The organism is Micrococcus sp. MS-ASIII-49, from assembly GCF_000946635.1.
In the GTDB taxonomy this organism is placed as follows: domain Bacteria; phylum Actinomycetota; class Actinomycetes; order Actinomycetales; family Micrococcaceae; genus Micrococcus; species Micrococcus luteus.
In genome coordinates, this window is the sequence record NZ_JXSP01000095.1 from 1 (window position 1) to 15,300 (window position 15,300).

Sequence of the window (15,300 nt, forward strand, 5' to 3'; positions counted from 1 at the left end):
GCGACGTCGGTGGCCACGAGGATGTCCACCTTGCCGTTGCGGAACGCGCGCAGCGCCTGCTCGCGGGCGCCCTGGCCGAGGTCGCCGTGCAGCGCGCCGGCCGCGAAGCCGCGCGCCGTCAGCTCGTCCGCCACGCGAGCGGCCGTGCGCTTGGTGCGCGTGAAGATGATGGTCCGGCCGCGGCCCTCGGCCTGCAGGGCGCGGGCCACGAGCTCGTCCTTGTCCATGTGGTGGGCGCGGTAGACGAGCTGACGGATGTCCTTCTTCGTCAGGCCCTCGTCCTCCGGGTCCGCCGCGCGGATGTGGGTCGGCTGCGTCATGTAGCGGCGCGCCATCGCGACCACGGGACCCGGCATGGTGGCCGAGAACAGCATGGTCTGACGCACGGCCGGGACGGCGGCGAGCAGGGTCTCGACGTCGGGGAGGAAGCCGAGGTCCAGCATCTCGTCGGCCTCGTCCAGCACCACCGTGTTCACCAGGTCCAGGCGCAGGTGGCGCTGGCGCATCAGGTCGATGAGGCGGCCGGGGGTGCCGACGACGATCTCGACGCCGCGCTGCAGCTCCTCGATCTGCGGCTCGTAGGCGCGGCCGCCGTAGATGGTGGCGATGCGCAGGGGGCGCCGGGCCGCGGCGGCCGTGAGGTCGCCGGCCACCTGGACGGCGAGCTCGCGCGTCGGGGCGACGATCAGGGCCTGCGGGGCGCCCGCGGTGCCCTTGGCCTCGAGGCCGTCCCAGCCGGGCTCGCCCGGGCCGATGGCGCGCTGTAGCGCGGGGATGCCGAAGCCGAGGGTCTTGCCGGTGCCGGTCTTGGCCTGGCCGATGATGTCGTGGCCGCCGAGGGCGACCGGCAGGGTCATGGCCTGGATGGGGAAGGGGTGGACGATGCCCTTGGCCTCCAGGGCCTCGACGATCGCGGGGTGCACCCCGAAGTCGGCGAAGGTCTGCTCGGGGGCCACGGGGGCGGCGTCCTCGGTGACGATGTCCTCCGCGATCGCGGCGACCGTCGGGTCGAGGTCGGCGGAGGCGGGGGTGTGCTCGGAGTTCTGGGTCATGGCGACTCGCGTTCCTGGTCAGGCGTCGTCACGGCGGGCGGAAGGCCCGGCTCCGCCGTGCGCGCGGTTCAAGCGGAAGCCGATCGCGAGGCAAGCACGCGGAGCGGCCGACGGGCGGCGCCCCGTGGAACCGGGCGGGCGCGCCGTACGCGGCGGGCCGTGCCGGATCCGGCAGGTCATGGTGCCGTCCCGGGCGTCAGGGGCGCGGGCGGCGGGTCAGGGTGATCAGAGAGCGACCGGTCATCCTGGGTCAGCGTGAGCTGTGCGGCCAGTCTACCCCCGCGGCCGTGATCGCACCCGAGGCGCGGTCCACGCCCTCGATCCGCACGCGCACCCGGGTGCCCGCCGGGACGCTGCCCGGCACCCGCAGGCTCACGGCCGGGTCGAGCAGCCACACCTCCGTGCCGTCCTTCGCCTCGCGCACCGCGATCCCCTCGAGCTCCGCGCCGACGCGGGACTCGAGTGCCGCCGCCTCCACGAGGTCCGCCGCCGTCCGGCTCGCGGCCGAGGCCCGGCGCGACGAGTCCGCCATGAGGGCGGGCAGCGCGGGCAGGGCGCTGCGGACCCATGCGGGGGCGGGGGCGCCGACGGCGTGGGCGTGGCACAGGGCCAGGACGAAGCGGTCCACGAGCCGGCGCAGCGGAGCGGTGGCGTGGGCGTAGGGGGCGGCGAGCGCGGCCTGGGCCGGTTCGTCCGGCGGGGTGCGCAGGGCCGGGTCCTCGGCCTGCGCGTCGAAGGCCGTGTACCCGGCGCCGCGGAACAGCCCGGTGGCCGCGTGCAGTACCGCCAGGTGCCGCGCGTCGGCGGGGTCGAGGGAACGCAGGTAGGCGCCGTAGTCCTGGCCCTCGTCCCACGGGGCGCCCAGGGCGCGCGTGCGCTCTCGGAAGGCGGCGACGGCGTCGGTGTCCGGCGCCGGCATCGTACGCAGGATCCCGACTCCGGCGGCCAGCATCAGCTCGGCCGCGGCCATGCCGGTCAGCAGGGAGAGCTGGGCGTTGTGCTCCTCCGCCGGCAACGGCGCCCGGTGCACGAGCTCGTGCGCCCCGTCCTCGGTGACACGGACCTCCTGGTCCGGCAGGTTCAGGGAGGCACCGCCGCGGGCGGCCTCCTGTGCGGCCCGCCGTCGGCCCACCTCCGGCAGCAGCGCCAGCGAGTCGCGCACCTCGGCCGGCCACCCCTCGGCGGCGGCCCGGTCCGCGTCGGTGACCCCGGGGCGCGGCGTCGTCGGCGCCTGTGCCCCCGGCTGCGCGTCGAGGAAGGCCTGCACCTGCCCGTACGTCAGCTGCGCCCGGGAGCGGATGCGGGCGCGTTCGAGGCCGGTCTCCACGACGGCGCCCGCGGCGTCCAGCAGGAACGTCCAGACGAACGCCGGGCGTTCGCGGTCCGGCAGCAGGGAGGCGGCGTCCTCGCTCAGCACCTCCGGGTGCAGGGGGACCCGGCCGTCGGGCAGGTAGACGGTCTGGCCGCGGCGGCGGGCCTCGGCGTCCACGGCGCCGTCCGGGGTCACGAAGGCGGGCACGTCCGCGATCGCGTAGCGGACGAGGATGCCGTCGTCGTCGGCGGGGGTCAGGAGCAGGGCCTGGTCCAGGTCCGTGGAGCCGGCGGGATCCACGGTGACGAACGGCAGGGCCGTGCGGTCCGCGTGGTCCGGGCTCCCGGTCAGGCCCGCGTGCACCTCACGCGCGGCCGCCTCCGCCTCGGCCAGGACGGGGGCGGGGAAGGCCGGCTGCAACTCGAGCTCCGTCCGCAGGGCGGCGAGACGCTCGAGCAGGGCCGGGTCGGCGGGGCCGCGGAGGCCGAGGGCGTGAGGCGACATGGCGATGCTCCTGGGCAGGGGCCGAGACGACGCACGCCCCGGCGGATCACCGGGGCGTGCGGGCGGGTCAGGAGGCGGCGAACCCGAGCGGGCCCGACTTCTTCGCGCCGATCTCCACGAAGCCGATGCGGTCGCCGGGGACGACCACCTGGCGGCCCTTGGCGTCCGCCAGGACCAGCGGGGTGCCGTCGGCGACGGCGGCGTCCACGAGGGAGCGGACCTCGTCCGCCGACTGCTCGCTGTCGATGACGACCTCGCGGCCGACGTGCTGCACACCGATGCGGATCTCCATGGGGAACCTCTTCTCTTCGTCGCGTCCTGTGCGGTCCGCCGTCAGCCTACGGGACCGCTCGGCGGGGTGGACGGGCGCCCACGAGGTTCACCCGCGGGCGAAACGGGCCGGACGGCCGGGTCAGCGCGGCGCGTCGTCCGCGGAGGGCAGCGAGGCGAGGCCGCGCCAGACGAGCGCGTCCACCGTGCGGGCCATCTCGGCGGCGGCGGGGCGGGCGTCGGCGTCGAGCCGGTCCGCCCAGTGGCGGGCGGCGCCCAGGAGATAGCCGACGAGTCCGCGGGAGAGCACCTCGGCCTCGGCCTCGGCTACGGTGGTGTCCGCGCGGATGGTGCGCGCGACCTCGGAGGAGAGCAGCCGGTGGACGGCCTCGCTGCGCGTGCGCACCTCCGGGTCCGCGTCGATGCCGGAGTCGAAGATGAGGCGGTGGGTCCGCTCGGGGGAGGCCATGTACTCGAACACGGCGGCGACGGTGGCCCGCACCCGTTCGCGGTTGTCCCGGCGGGTGTCCATCGCCGCCTCGAGGAGCGCGCGCAGGCTCGCGACCTCGGCGTCCAACAGCTCGAGGAAGAGCTCGTGCTTGCTGGGGAAGTGCTGGTAGAGGACCGGCTTGGAGACCTCGGCCCGCTCGGCGATCTGCTCCATGGAGGCCCCCGCGTACCGCTCGGCGGCGAAGACCGCGCGGGCGCAGTCCAGCAGCTGGCGGCGACGCTTGTGCCGGGGCAGACGACGGCCTCGCCCGGGCTCGTCGGGCGCGGTGGCGGCGGGGTGGGCGGTCACGGGGTCTTCCTGGCGCGGGGCGGGCTCACGCGATGCGCGCGGCGCCGCCGTCGTCCTCGTGCGCGGGGCAGGCCGCCTCGACCGTGCCCACGGCGGGGGCGGGGCGGCCGGGGGCCTCGATCCCGAAGACCGCCTCGAGGGCGTCCTCATAGCGGTCGAGCCGGCCCTCGGCGGCGAGTCGCTTGGCGCGCACGCTGGGTTCGTGCAGGAGCTGGTTCACCATGCGGCGCAGGGCGAACTCCACCTCCTCGGCGGCCGCCGTGCAGCCGTGGCGGGCACGCACGCGCTCGAGCTCCCGGTCGAGCACCCCGAGGGTGTGGCGGCGCAGGGCCTTGATCGCCGCGTCGGCACTGCGGCCGCGCTGCGCGGCGCGGTACTCCTCGACGGCGTCGTCCACGAGCGCGCGGGCCTCGGCGACGGCGACCTGGGCCTGCTCGGGGGCGGCCAGCCGCACCGACTCGAGGGTGATGAGGTCGACGTCCGGCAGGTCCGCGACGGCGGGGTCGAAGTCGCGCGAGAGGGCCAGGTCGACCACCGTGAGCGGGCGCCGTCCGCCCTCGCGCAGCTCCTGCAGGCGCTCGGGGCTGATCTGGCGCTCGCCACCGGAGGAGCCGATGATCACGTCCGCCTCGGCGACGGCGCCGGCCACGGCCTCGCCGCCGAGCGCGAGGGCCCAGCCGCCGCGGTCCGCGACGAACTGCTCCGCGCGGCCTGAGGCCGAGTGCACGCCGACGGTGGTCGCACCCCGGTCCGCCAGCTGCGCCAGCGTGGTGCCGGCGTAGGCGCCCGTGCCGATCAGCAGGATGGTGGCCCCGGCCCAGAAGTCGCGCTGGGCCGCGGCGTCGGTGAGACCGCGCAGCTCCTCCGCGAGGTCCAGGGCGACGGAGACGACCGAGCGGCCGGCCGCGCCGAGCGCCGTGCGGGAGCCGACGTCCTTGGCCGTGCGCGTGGCGGACTCGAAGAGGCGGACGAGCGGGCCCGAGGCGGTGCCGGCCTCCTGGGCCGCCGTCAGGGCGCGCCGTACCTGACCGGCGATCTCGCGCTCGCCCACCACGGCGGAGTCCAGTCCGGCGCCGACCTCGAAGAGGTGACGGGCCGTGGCGTCGGCGTCGAGCGTGCGGAACGCGGTGTGCACGTCCTCGTCCGGCAGGGAGGTGGAGGCGGCGACGGCGGACAGCAGCCCCGTGCGGGCGGCCTCGACGCCGGCCCCGTCGGCCTCGGCGTAGATCTCCACGCGGTTGCACGTGGCCAGCACGATGGCGCCCGCCGCGCCGCTGCCGGGCAGGGCGGGCCCGACCCCGGTCGCGCCGGCGCTGAGGCGGGCGACCGTGTCCAGGTCCAGGTCATGGTGGGAGGCGACGAGAGAGAAGACAGTCACAGCGGGCCAAGTCTAGCCCCGACCGCCCCGCCCGTCCGGGAAGGCGGGCCTGACCCGGGTGCCGTCGGCCAGTGTGACGGCGCTCACGGAGGACGCGGATGTGCCACCGCGACACGACCGGTGGGACACTGGGGGCATGTCCGCCCTGTCCCAGACCCCCGAGACCCCCGCGGCCGTCCCGGCACTGCCCGCCGAGCACCCGCTGCGCACCGAGGATCCGTCACGCTCGACCGTGGCCAGCCCGCTCCTCCGCGCGCTGCGCGGCCAGCGCCCCGACCGCCACCCCGTGTGGTTCATGCGGCAGGCCGGCCGTTCGCTGCCCGAGTACCGCCGGGTGCGCGAGGGGATCGGGATGCTCGACTCCTGCCTCATGCCGGACCTGGTCCGGGAGATCACGATGCAGCCGGTGCGCCGCCACGACGTCGACGCGGCGATCTTCTTCTCGGACATCGTGGTCCCCCTGCGCCTGGCGGGCGTGGACGTGGAGATCCAGCCCGGCGTGGGCCCCGTGCTCGGCCAGGCCGTCCGCACCGCCGACGACGTCGCCGCGCTGCCCGTCCTCGAGGACGCCGCCCTGGACGTCATCCGCGAGGCCGTCGCGGCCACCGTCGCCGAGCTGGGCCCGCGCCCCCTGATCGGCTTCGCCGGTGCCCCCTTCACGCTGGCGGCGTACATGGTGGAGGGCCGTCCCTCCCGCGACCACTTCGGCCCGCGGCGCATGATGCACGCCGACCCCGAGACCTGGGCCGCCCTGGCCGGCTGGGCGGCCACCGTGTCCGGCCAGTTCCTGCGCGCCCAGCTCGAGTCCGGCGCCTCCGCCGCGCAGCTGTTCGACTCGTGGGCCGGTTCGCTCTCGGCGGACGACTACCTCGAGCACGTGCAGCCGCACTCGACGGCGGCCCTCGCCCATGTCGCCGACCTCGCCGGGCCCGGCGTCCCCGACGGCGCCCCGCTCCTGCACTTCGGCACGGGCACCGGAGAGTTCCTGCACCACATGCGTGACGCGGGCGCGACCGCCGTCGGCGTGGACCACCGCCTCACGCTCGCCGAGGCGCACCGCCGTCTCAGCGCGAACCCCGGCCCCGACGGACGCGGCGCCGTGCCCCTGCAGGGCAACATCGACCCGGCCCTGCTCGCCGCCCCGTGGGAGGTCCTCGAGGCCCACGTGCGCGACGTCGTCGCCTCCGGCGCCGTCGCGCCCGGTCACGTCGTCAACCTCGCCCACGGCGTGCCGCCGGAGACGGACGCGGCCGTGCTGACCCGCGTGGTCGAGCTGATCCACTCCCTGCCCGTGCCGGAGCGGGAGGGCCAGGACCCGGCACCGGGGGCCGAGACCGCCGAGCGGGAGGAGCGCGCATGAGCGGCACGGCGCTCGTGGTCGGCGGCGGCATCGCCGGCCTCGTCGCGGCCCACCGACTGTCCGCGGCGGGCTGGGACGTGACCCTCGCCGAGGCCACCTCCGTGCTCGGGGGCGCGGTCTCCCCGCGCTTCCTCGACGTCCCCTCGCACGGCGAGACCGGGGCCCCCGAGACCCAGACCCTCGAACTCGACGGCGGCGCCGAGTCGTTCGCCGTCCGCGGCGCCGCCGTGCGCGCGCTCGTGGAGGAGCTCGGGCTGGGCGAGAAGATCGTCGCGCCCGAGCCCCTCGGCTCGTGGCTGCACGGTCCCGCCGGCCCCGTGCGCGCCCCGCGTCTCGGCATCGTCGGCATCCCCGGCGACCTCGACGCCGAGGACCTCGCCGCCGCCCTCACGCCGGCCGGCCTGGAGCGCGCCCGGCAGGACGCCGAGGCCCCCATGGATCGCTGGGCCGCCGCGCTCGCGGCCGGCGAGCCGGTGACCGTCGCGCAGGTCGTGGCCGACCGCCTCGGCGACGAGGTGCTCGACCGCCTCGTGGCCCCCGTCGTCGCCGGAGTCCACTCGGCCGACCCCGCGGTCGTCGAGCTGGAGCGCGTGGCCCCCGGCCTGCTCGCCGCCGCCGTGGAGCACGGCGGGCTGGCCGCGGGCGTCGCCGCGCTGCGGTCCACCGGGACCCCCGGCTCGCTCGTGGCCGGTCTGGACGGCGGCATGGTCCGCCTCACCGGCCGGCTCGTCGAGGCGCTGCGCGAGGACGGGGCCACCGTCCTGCGCGGTGTCCGGGTGGCCGCCCTGTCCCGCGTGCCCGCCACCGGCGGCTGGTGGGCCCAGATCTCGGACCGGGACGACGAGGTCGTCCGCGGGCTCGACGTGGACCGCGTCGTGCTGGCCGTGGACGGCGTCACCGCCTGGGACCTGCTGGCCCCGCTCTCGGCCGAGGCCCTGGACCCCGACGCCGGCCCCGCCCTCGGCGAGGGCATCGCGCTGGCCACGCTCGTCGTCGAGGCCGCGGGCCTGGACGACGCGCCACGCGGCACCGGAGTGCTGGTCGGCGCCGGGACGGACGTGGCCGCCAAGGCCCTGACCCACGCCACCGCCAAGTGGGCGTGGCTGCGCGAGGTCGTCGCGCGTCCGCAGGAGGACGGTGTCGCCCGCCATCCCCACCGCCACGTGCTGCGCCTGTCCTACGGCCGCCAGGGCGGCGGGCCCGAGGCCCTGGGCCATCGCAGCGCGGACGAGGAGCTGCTCGCGCAGGCGCTCGTGGACACGGCGACTCTCACCGGGGTGCCGCTGGCGGAGGAGGACGTCGTCGCCCGCACCGTCACCCGCTGGCGCCGCTCCATCCCGCCGCAGGCCGGCCCCGACCGCGCGAAGGCGGACACGCTGATCGACTGGGCACGGGACGTGCCCGGCCTCGACCTCGTGGGCAGCTGGGTGCACGGCACCGGGCTGGCCGCCGTCGTCGCCGGCGTGGACCGCACCCTCGGCGCCGACGCACCGCCCGCCGGCTGACCTCGCCCCCAGACCACCCCTGACGCAATCGGATCCCAAGGAAGAGGACCATGACCAAGGACAGCACCACCACCCCTGCCGAGGCCGGCAAGGACTGGTTCACCACCTACACCGTGTTCGCCCGCCCGCAGGGCGAGCCAGGCTGGCTGGGACTGGAGGGCCGCGACGCGAAGAAGGCCGCCAAGGAGTTCGACGAGGCCGTCGCGCGGGTGGCCCAGACCGGCGTGACCGTGCGCGGCGTCTACGACGTCTCGGGCATGCGCGAGGCCGGCGACGTCATGGTGTGGATGTACGGCCAGGTGCCCGAGGACCTGCAGGCCGCCATCCGCGAGCTGCGCCGCACCCGTCTGCTCGAGGGCACCACGATGGTGCTCTCGGCCATGGGCGCAGATCGCATGGCCGAGTTCAACAAGGACCACGTCCCCGCCTTCGCCATGGGCCGCAAGGCCCTGAAGTGGCTGTGCTTCTACCCGTTCGTGCGCTCGTACGACTGGTACCTGCTGGACCCGAAGGAGCGGGCCCGCATGCTCCGCGAGCACGGCCAGCTCGGCCAGGACTTCCCGCAGGTGTGGGCGAATACCACCAGCGCGTTCGGCCTGAACGACTGGGAGTGGCTGCTGGGCCTCGAGGCGGACGAGCTGACGGACCTGGTGGACATGATGCGCCACCTGCGCAACAACGAGACCCGCCTGCACGTGCGCAGCGAGGTGCCGTTCTACACCGGACGCCGTCTGGAGACCGCCGAGATCGCGGAGGTGCTGGCCTGATGACTACCGCCCCCGAGCCCCGCGCCGACGCGCCCGTCCACACCGGCCCGGACGCCGGCGTCGCCCCGGCCCTCCGGACGCCCGAGAAGGCCGCCGCCGGCGTCGACTACGACGTGTGCGGCGTGATGGCCCCCAAGGACTACGACGCCCTGCTGCTCGCCTCCTTCGGCGGGCCCGAGGGCCAGGACGACGTGATCCCGTTCCTGCGCAACGTCACGCGCGGGCGCGGCATCCCGGACGAGCGCCTCGAGGAGGTCGCCACCCACTACCGCGCCAACGGCGGCGTCAGCCCCATCAACGCGCAGAACCGCGCGCTGAAGGCGGCCATCGAGGCCGAGCTGGCCGCCCGCGGCCTGGACCTGCCCGTGTACTGGGGCAACCGCAACTGGGAGCCCTACTTCCCGGACACCCTCGCGCGGATGCACGCCGACGGGCACCGCCGCATCCTGACGGTCACCACCTCCGCGTACTCCTGCTACTCCTCGTGCCGCCAGTACCGCGAGGACATGGGCATGGCCATGGAGCAGACCGGCCTGACCGGGAAGGTGGACCTGGACAAGACGCGCCAGTACTTCAACCACCCCGGCTTCATCGAGCCGTTCCGGGACGGCCTGCGCGCGGACCTGGCCTCGCTGCGCGCGGAGCTGGGGGACGACGCGCGGATCCACGTGCTCTTCGCGACCCACTCGATCCCCACCTCCGACGCCGCCGCCGCCGGCCCGCGCGGCCTCGCCGCCGACCTGCGCGCGCAGGCGGGGGCGGAGCCGGGCGATGAGGGTGCGGACGTGTACTCGGCGCAGCACCTCGATGTGGCCCGCGAGATCCTCGCCGGCGTGCCCGAGGCCGCGGACGTGCCGTGGTCGCTCGTGTACCAGTCGCGCTCCGGCCCGCCCTCGGTGCCGTGGCTCGAGCCGGACATCAACGACGCGATGGAGCACCTCGCGGGCGAGGGCGCCGAGACGGACGCGCAGGGGCGCGCCGTGGCGGGCTTCGTCGTCGTGCCGCTGGGGTTCGTCTCGGACCACATGGAGGTGGTCTGGGACCTCGACACCGAGGCCAAGGAGACCGCCGAGGGGCTGGGCGTGGGGTTCCGGCGCAGCCCCACCCCGGGCACCGACCCGCGGTTCGTGGCCGGGCTCGTGGACATCGTGGAGGAGCGGCTGGGCCGGCGCGAGGGTCGCGCCGCGGTCGGCTGCTTCCCGGCGTGGTACGACGTGTGCCGGCCGGACTGCTGCGTCAAGGTGATGCGGGACGGCTCGACGCGGCCGACGACGTCCGCTGTCGACGCCGCCGTGCGCGGGCTGGCCGAGCACGAGGCGGGCGCCGCGGCCCCCGCCGAGGAGGCCTGAGACCGTGACCCCCCTGCGCATCGGCACCCGGGGCTCCGCCCTGGCGACCACGCAGACCAGCCACGTGGCCGAGACGCTCACGGAGCGCTCCGGCCTGGCCCACGAGCTGGTGGTGATCCGCACCGAGGGCGACGTCACCACCGGCTCGCTGGCCTCGCTGGGCGGCACCGGCGTGTTCGCCTCGGCGCTGCGGGCCGCCGTGCTCGACGGCGTCGTGGACGCGGCGGTGCACTCGCTCAAGGACCTGCCGGCCGCCCAGCCGGAGACCCTCGAGATCGCCGCGGTGCCGGCCCGGGCCGACCTGCGGGACGCCCTGTGCGCCCGCGACGGCCTCACCCTGGCGACCCTGCCCGAGGGCGCCCGGGTGGGCACGGGCTCGCCGCGCCGCGTGGCCCAGCTCAAGGCGCTGCGCCCGGATCTGGAGCTGGTGGACATCCGCGGCAACGTGCAGACCCGCCTGGCCCGCGTGCCCGGGCTGGAGCAGCACGACGATCACGCCCCGGCCGCCGCGGGTTCGCCCCGCGGTGACCTCGACGCCGTGATCCTGGCCTGTGCCGGGCTCGACCGGCTCGGCCTGGACCACGTGATCACCGAGCGGATCGACCCGGAGGTCATGGTGCCCGCCCCCGGGCAGGGCGCCCTGGCCGTGGAGATCCGGGCCGAGGACGAGTCCTTCCTCGGTCGGGCGCTCCTGGACCCCGAGGCGCCGGTCGGGAGGATGCACGCCGCCCTCGAGCTGGTCGACGATCGGGACACCCACGTGGCGGTCACCGCCGAGCGGGCCCTGCTGCGTCGCCTCGAGGCCGGCTGCGCCGCGCCGATCGGGGCCGTGGCCCGCGTGAGCGACGGCGAGGCGGGCGCGCCGCGCATCGAGATGACCGCGATGGTGGCCGCCCTCGACGGCTCCCGCGTGCTGCGCCGGACCTCGTCCGTGCAGCTCGACCCGGTGCCGGCCGACGTGGCCGGTGACCCGGCGGCCGCCGACGAGTGGCTCGAGGACACCCTGTTCGTGGCCGCGGAGGCACTCGGCGTGCACGTGGCCGAGCAGTTCGTGGCCGAGGGCGCCGACCTGCTGCCCGGCACGGTGCGCGGGGTGGACCGGGGCGACGGCGCCCCGCGCCCCGACGACCCGGCCTGAGATGCGCGTCCTGCTCACCCGCCAGCCGGCCCAGGCCGGCGACCTGGAGGCCGGTCTCGCCGGCGCCGAGGTGGCGGGGCGGCGGCTGCGGGTCGGCTTCCTGCCGCTGACCGACTTTGCGCTGCCCGACGACGACGGCCCGCTGCGCGCGCTGCTCGCGGACTGGGCGGGTGCCGACGGCGATGCGGTCGGGCCGGTGCGCTCGGACGGGCCCCGCTGGCTCGTGGTGACGAGCCCCAACACCGTGCGCGCGCTCAGGGCCGTCGGCTGGGGCGGTCATGTCCCGGCGGGCGCGCGGATCGCGGTCACCGGACCGGGCACGGCACGGGTGCTGACCGAGGCGGGCTGCGATGCGGCGCCGTGGCTGCCGCCCGAGGACCGCTCCGCCGAGGGCCTGATCGCCGGACTCGCCGCCCTGCATCCCCGCGGCGCCCGCGCGTGGCTGCCCCAGTCCGATCGGGCCCGGCCCCGCCTCGCCGACGGCCTGCGCGCGGCGGGCTGGGACGTGCGGACCGGGCTCGCCTACCGGACAGTGCCGTATCCGGCGCAGGCCGGCAGGCGACTGCTCGACGGGGCGGCGGACGAGGGCCGGGGGGACGTCGTGACGCCCGCGCGGCTGGCCGCGGTCGCGGCGGGGACCGCCGTGGTGCTCACCAGCTCCTCCGCGGCGGAGGAGTTCGTGGCCGCGGGTCTGACGCCACTGGTGGGCAAGCGGGTGCGGCTCGTGGCGATCGGCGCGCCGACCCGTGACACGTGCGCGCGGCGGGGTCTGCCCCTGCTCGGGACGGCCCCCACGCCGGACGCGGCCGGAGTGCTGGCCGTGCTGCGCGGTGCGGCCTGAGCCGCCCGGCCGCACTCGAGGCGAGGCTCAGTCGGGGCGGTCGCCGTCCGGGTCGGGCGCGTCGTCCTCCGACGGCGCCGGGCCGGCGTCGTGCCTCTCGTCCTGCGGCACGCCGGTGGCGGCGGCCATGATGTCCACCCGCGGGCCGCGCAGGATGGCGACCGAGACGTTGGTGAAGCCCGTGTTGGCGAGCAGCTCCGAGGCCTCCTCGTCCGTCAGGTCGTACGCGTGCGCGAGCATGCGCACGTTCTCCGTGTAGAAGGCGTGCAGGCGGTCGACGCCGCGCAGGAAGCCCAGAGTGTTCCCCATGGCGGGGAGCCTACCGGGCGGGCGTGGTGGGCGGGTGGCCGGCGGGTGAACGGCCGGTTGACCGGCCCGCCGGCCGCGGGGGACGACGGGCCGTGCCGCTCAGCCCTCGGCGCGGCGGCTGCGGCGGCGGACCAGCGAGACCTCCATGGTCCGGCCCTCGGTGCGGGTGCGCAGGTACGGCTGGTCCTCCACGAGGGTGGAGAGCTTGGAGTGCCCGAAGTCGCGCGGGTCGAAGTCCACGTGGGTGCGGCTCAGGTGCTGGCCGATCAGGGACAGCGTGGCCCAGCCGTCGTCGGTGCTCGTGGCGTTGACGGCCTTGGTGAGCGCGGCCTGCAGGTCGATGCGCGGGGCGGCGTCGGCCTCGTCGTGCTCGGGCTCGGCCTCGACCGGCACCTCGGGCGGGGTCGGGTCCTCGGTGACGTCCGACGACGACGCACGGCGGCCCCGCCGACCGGCCCCGGACTTCGCCTCCGCGGCCTTCCCGTCCTTGCCGGCGGCGGCGTCCCCGGCGGGCGCCTCGTCGGCAGCGGGGGCCTCGTCGGCAGCAGGGGCCTCGTCGGCAATGGGGGCCTCGGCGTCCGCGTCGGTGGCCTCGGGGGTGTCGGTGGCGTCGGTGGTCTTGGCCCCGCGACCGCGGCCTCGACCACCGCGGCGGGACCCCGAGCGGCCGGAGCCCTCGGACGCCTTGGCGTTCTCCTCCTTGGCGGGGGCGTCCTCGCCGGTCTCGTCGTCGTCGACGTCGTGGTCCGTGGCGGTGCCGAGCAGCTCGAGGTAGATGAACTGGTCCACGGCGTTGCGCAGGGAGGCGGGGGTCTTGCGGGCGCCCAGGCCGATCACGCGCTTGCCGCCCTCGCGCAGGCGGGTGGCCAGGCGCGTGAAGTCGGAGTCGGAGGAGACGAGGGCGAACGCGTCCACGTTGCCCATCCAGAGCAGGTCCATCGCGTCGATGATGAGCGCGGAGTCCGAGGAGTTCTTGCCCACGGTGTAGGCGAACTGCTGGACCGGCTGGATCGCGTGGTGGTTCAGCGCCTTCTTCCAGCCGTTGAGGTTGGTCGTGGTCCAGTCGCCGTACGCGCGCTTGATCGTGGGGGTGCCGTAGGTGGCGAGCTCCTCGAGGATCAGGGGGGCGAACTTGGGGGAGACGTTGTCGCTGTCCATCAGGACGGCGATGCGCAGGGATGCGGGGGTGGGTTCGGGCATGGGACCCACAGTAGTCGGGAACGCCGCCGGGGAGGGGCCGCGGCGGTGCGCGGCCCCTCCTCGGGGCGAAGGCCCTCCGACGAGGGCGGGTGTCAGGCGGAGGCGCTGGTGACGGGGTCCGCGACGCGGACCAGGCGCTTGTTCACGAACTCGTCCACGCCGTAGGGGCCCAGCTCGCGGCCGAAGCCCGAGCGGCCGACACCGCCGAAGGGCAGCCCGGCCTGGGTGGTGCCGTGCTCGTTCACGAAGGCCATGCCCACGTCGAGGCGGCGGGCCGTGGCCTCGGCGAGCTCGAGGTCGTCGGACCACACCGAGCCGCTGAGGCCGAAGTCGGACTCGTTGGCCAGGGCGACGGCCTCGTCGACGTCCGCGGCCCGGTGCACGACGGCGACCGGGCCGAAGAGCTCCTCGGACCAGGCGCGCATCTCGCGGGTCACCCCGGTGAGCACGGTCGGCTCCATGAAGGCGCCGGCGCCGGCACGGGCGTGACCGCCGGTGCGCACCTGCGCCCCGTGGGAGACGGCGTCGTCCACCAGCTCCATCAGGTCCTCCCGAGCGGAGGTGCTGGACATGGGGCCGACCTGGGTGCCCTCCTCGCGGGGGTCGCCGACGGTCGCGTCCTTGAACGCGGCGGTGAGCTTCTCCACGAACGCGTCGTAGTGCTCGTCGAGGACGATCATCCGCTTGGGCGAGTTGCAGGCCTGACCGGCGTTGCTCAGCCGCGCCTTCGCCGCCGTCGCGGCCACGGCGTCGAGGTCGCCGCCGAGGACGATGAACGGATCGGAGCCGCCCAGCTCCAGCACGGCCTTCTTCAGGTGCTGACCGGCCGCGGCCGCCACGGAGGCGCCCGCGCCCTCGCTGCCGGTGAGGGAGACGCCCTGGACCCGCGGGTCGGCGATGATGCCGTCGATCCGGTCCGTGCCCACGAGGAGCGTCTGGTAGACGCCCTCCGGGAGGCCGGCCTCGGTGAGCAGCTCCTCGAGCCGCAGGGCGGAGGCCGCGCAGATCGAGGCGGGCTTGAGCAGCAGGGTGTTGCCCAGCAGCAGGTTGGGGGCGATGAACCGGGCCAGCTGGTAGTAGGGGTAGTTCCACGGCATCACGCCGAGGAGGACGCCGAGCGGCTCCTTCTCCACGCGCGTCGAGTTGGCGCCGTGGGCGGGGAGGGCGTCGTCCGCCAGCAGCTGCTGGGCGTTGTCCGCGTAGTAGCGGAAGATCTGGGAGCACAGCTGCGCCTCCCCGACGCCCTGGGCGAGCGGCTTGCCCATCTCCTCGGCGGCGATGTCGGCGAGCTCGTCGGCGTGCTGCGCGAGCAGGTCCGCCGTGCGCCGCAGGACCTCAGCGCGCCGGACGGGGTCAGTGCTCCGCCAGGTGGTGAAGGCGTCCTGGGCGGCGGCGAGGGCGTCCTCCACCTGCTCCTCGCTCATCGCGTCCCAGGTGCGGACGATCTCTCCGGTGGTGGGATCTTCGGTGCGGAAACCGGCCACGGGTGGTTCTCCTTCGATACTGGGTGGCCCGG

The 15,300-nt window shown here is 75.9% G+C and carries 14 protein-coding genes; 6 read left to right on the forward strand and 8 right to left on the reverse strand.

Features of this window, described 5'->3' with window-relative positions; genetic code table 11:
* The 5 genes from SJ20_RS06920 to SJ20_RS06940 form a co-directional block, all read right to left on the reverse strand.
* The coding region (locus tag SJ20_RS06920; protein WP_044659415.1) for a DEAD/DEAH box helicase at window positions 1-1,052 on the reverse strand (1,052 nt) is incomplete at its 3' end.
* Window positions 1,053-1,302: 250 nt separating this feature from the next.
* Window positions 1,303-2,868 (reverse strand): RNB domain-containing ribonuclease, encoded by a 1,566-nt coding sequence (locus tag SJ20_RS06925; protein WP_044659416.1) that lies wholly within the window; start codon window positions 2,866-2,868, stop codon window positions 1,303-1,305.
* A gap of 67 nt (window positions 2,869-2,935) precedes the next feature.
* Window positions 2,936-3,160, reverse strand: coding sequence for a DUF3107 domain-containing protein (locus SJ20_RS06930; RefSeq protein WP_002854967.1), 225 nt, complete (start codon window positions 3,158-3,160; stop codon window positions 2,936-2,938).
* 120 nt (window positions 3,161-3,280) lie between these two features.
* Complete coding sequence (locus SJ20_RS06935; protein WP_044659417.1) at window positions 3,281-3,937, reverse strand: TetR/AcrR family transcriptional regulator; 657 nt, start codon at window positions 3,935-3,937, stop codon at window positions 3,281-3,283.
* Between the two features lie 25 nt (window positions 3,938-3,962).
* Window positions 3,963-5,315: a glutamyl-tRNA reductase gene (locus SJ20_RS06940; RefSeq protein ID WP_044659418.1), complete on the reverse strand. Its 1,353-nt coding sequence runs from the start codon at window positions 5,313-5,315 to the stop codon at window positions 3,963-3,965.
* Window positions 5,316-5,451: 136 nt separating this feature from the next.
* Here SJ20_RS06940 and hemE point away from each other — a divergent pair, with 136 nt between their 5' ends.
* The 6 genes from hemE to SJ20_RS06970 are packed head-to-tail and all read left to right on the forward strand — an operon-like array spanning window position 5,452 to window position 12,275.
* On the forward strand, window positions 5,452-6,675 hold the full coding sequence (hemE, locus tag SJ20_RS06945) for a uroporphyrinogen decarboxylase (RefSeq protein WP_036314314.1): 1,224 nt from the start codon (window positions 5,452-5,454) through the stop codon (window positions 6,673-6,675).
* Window positions 6,672-8,180 carry an NAD(P)/FAD-dependent oxidoreductase gene (locus SJ20_RS06950; RefSeq protein WP_036381112.1) on the forward strand — a complete coding sequence of 503 codons (1,509 nt, stop codon included), beginning with the start codon at window positions 6,672-6,674 and terminating at the stop codon, window positions 8,178-8,180. Before hemE ends, SJ20_RS06950 begins: the two co-directional genes overlap by 4 nt.
* Before the next feature lie 50 nt (window positions 8,181-8,230).
* Window positions 8,231-8,947, forward strand: coding sequence for a hydrogen peroxide-dependent heme synthase (gene hemQ / locus SJ20_RS06955; RefSeq protein WP_036314319.1), 717 nt, complete (start codon window positions 8,231-8,233; stop codon window positions 8,945-8,947).
* Window positions 8,947-10,296 carry a ferrochelatase gene (locus SJ20_RS06960; RefSeq protein ID WP_036314320.1) on the forward strand — a complete coding sequence of 450 codons (1,350 nt, stop codon included), beginning with the start codon at window positions 8,947-8,949 and terminating at the stop codon, window positions 10,294-10,296. Before hemQ ends, SJ20_RS06960 begins: the two co-directional genes overlap by 1 nt.
* Before the next feature lie 4 nt (window positions 10,297-10,300).
* A complete protein-coding gene (gene hemC / locus SJ20_RS06965) occupies window positions 10,301-11,434 on the forward strand; it encodes a hydroxymethylbilane synthase (protein ID WP_044659419.1) in 1,134 nt (377 codons plus the stop codon).
* 1 nt (window position 11,435) lies between these two features.
* Window positions 11,436-12,275, forward strand: coding sequence for a uroporphyrinogen-III synthase (locus SJ20_RS06970; protein WP_036381107.1), 840 nt, complete (start codon window positions 11,436-11,438; stop codon window positions 12,273-12,275).
* Between the two features lie 27 nt (window positions 12,276-12,302).
* Here SJ20_RS06970 and SJ20_RS06975 read toward each other — a convergent pair whose 3' ends face one another.
* The 3 genes from SJ20_RS06975 to SJ20_RS06985 form a co-directional block, all read right to left on the reverse strand.
* Window positions 12,303-12,584 (reverse strand): hypothetical protein, encoded by a 282-nt coding sequence (locus SJ20_RS06975; RefSeq protein WP_036381106.1) that lies wholly within the window; start codon window positions 12,582-12,584, stop codon window positions 12,303-12,305.
* Between the two features lie 99 nt (window positions 12,585-12,683).
* On the reverse strand, window positions 12,684-13,784 hold the full coding sequence (locus tag SJ20_RS06980; protein ID WP_036314328.1) for an NYN domain-containing protein: 1,101 nt from the start codon (window positions 13,782-13,784) through the stop codon (window positions 12,684-12,686).
* 92 nt (window positions 13,785-13,876) lie between these two features.
* A complete protein-coding gene (locus SJ20_RS06985; RefSeq protein ID WP_044659420.1) occupies window positions 13,877-15,268 on the reverse strand; it encodes an aldehyde dehydrogenase family protein in 1,392 nt (463 codons plus the stop codon).
* Window positions 15,269-15,300 lie beyond the last annotated feature (32 nt).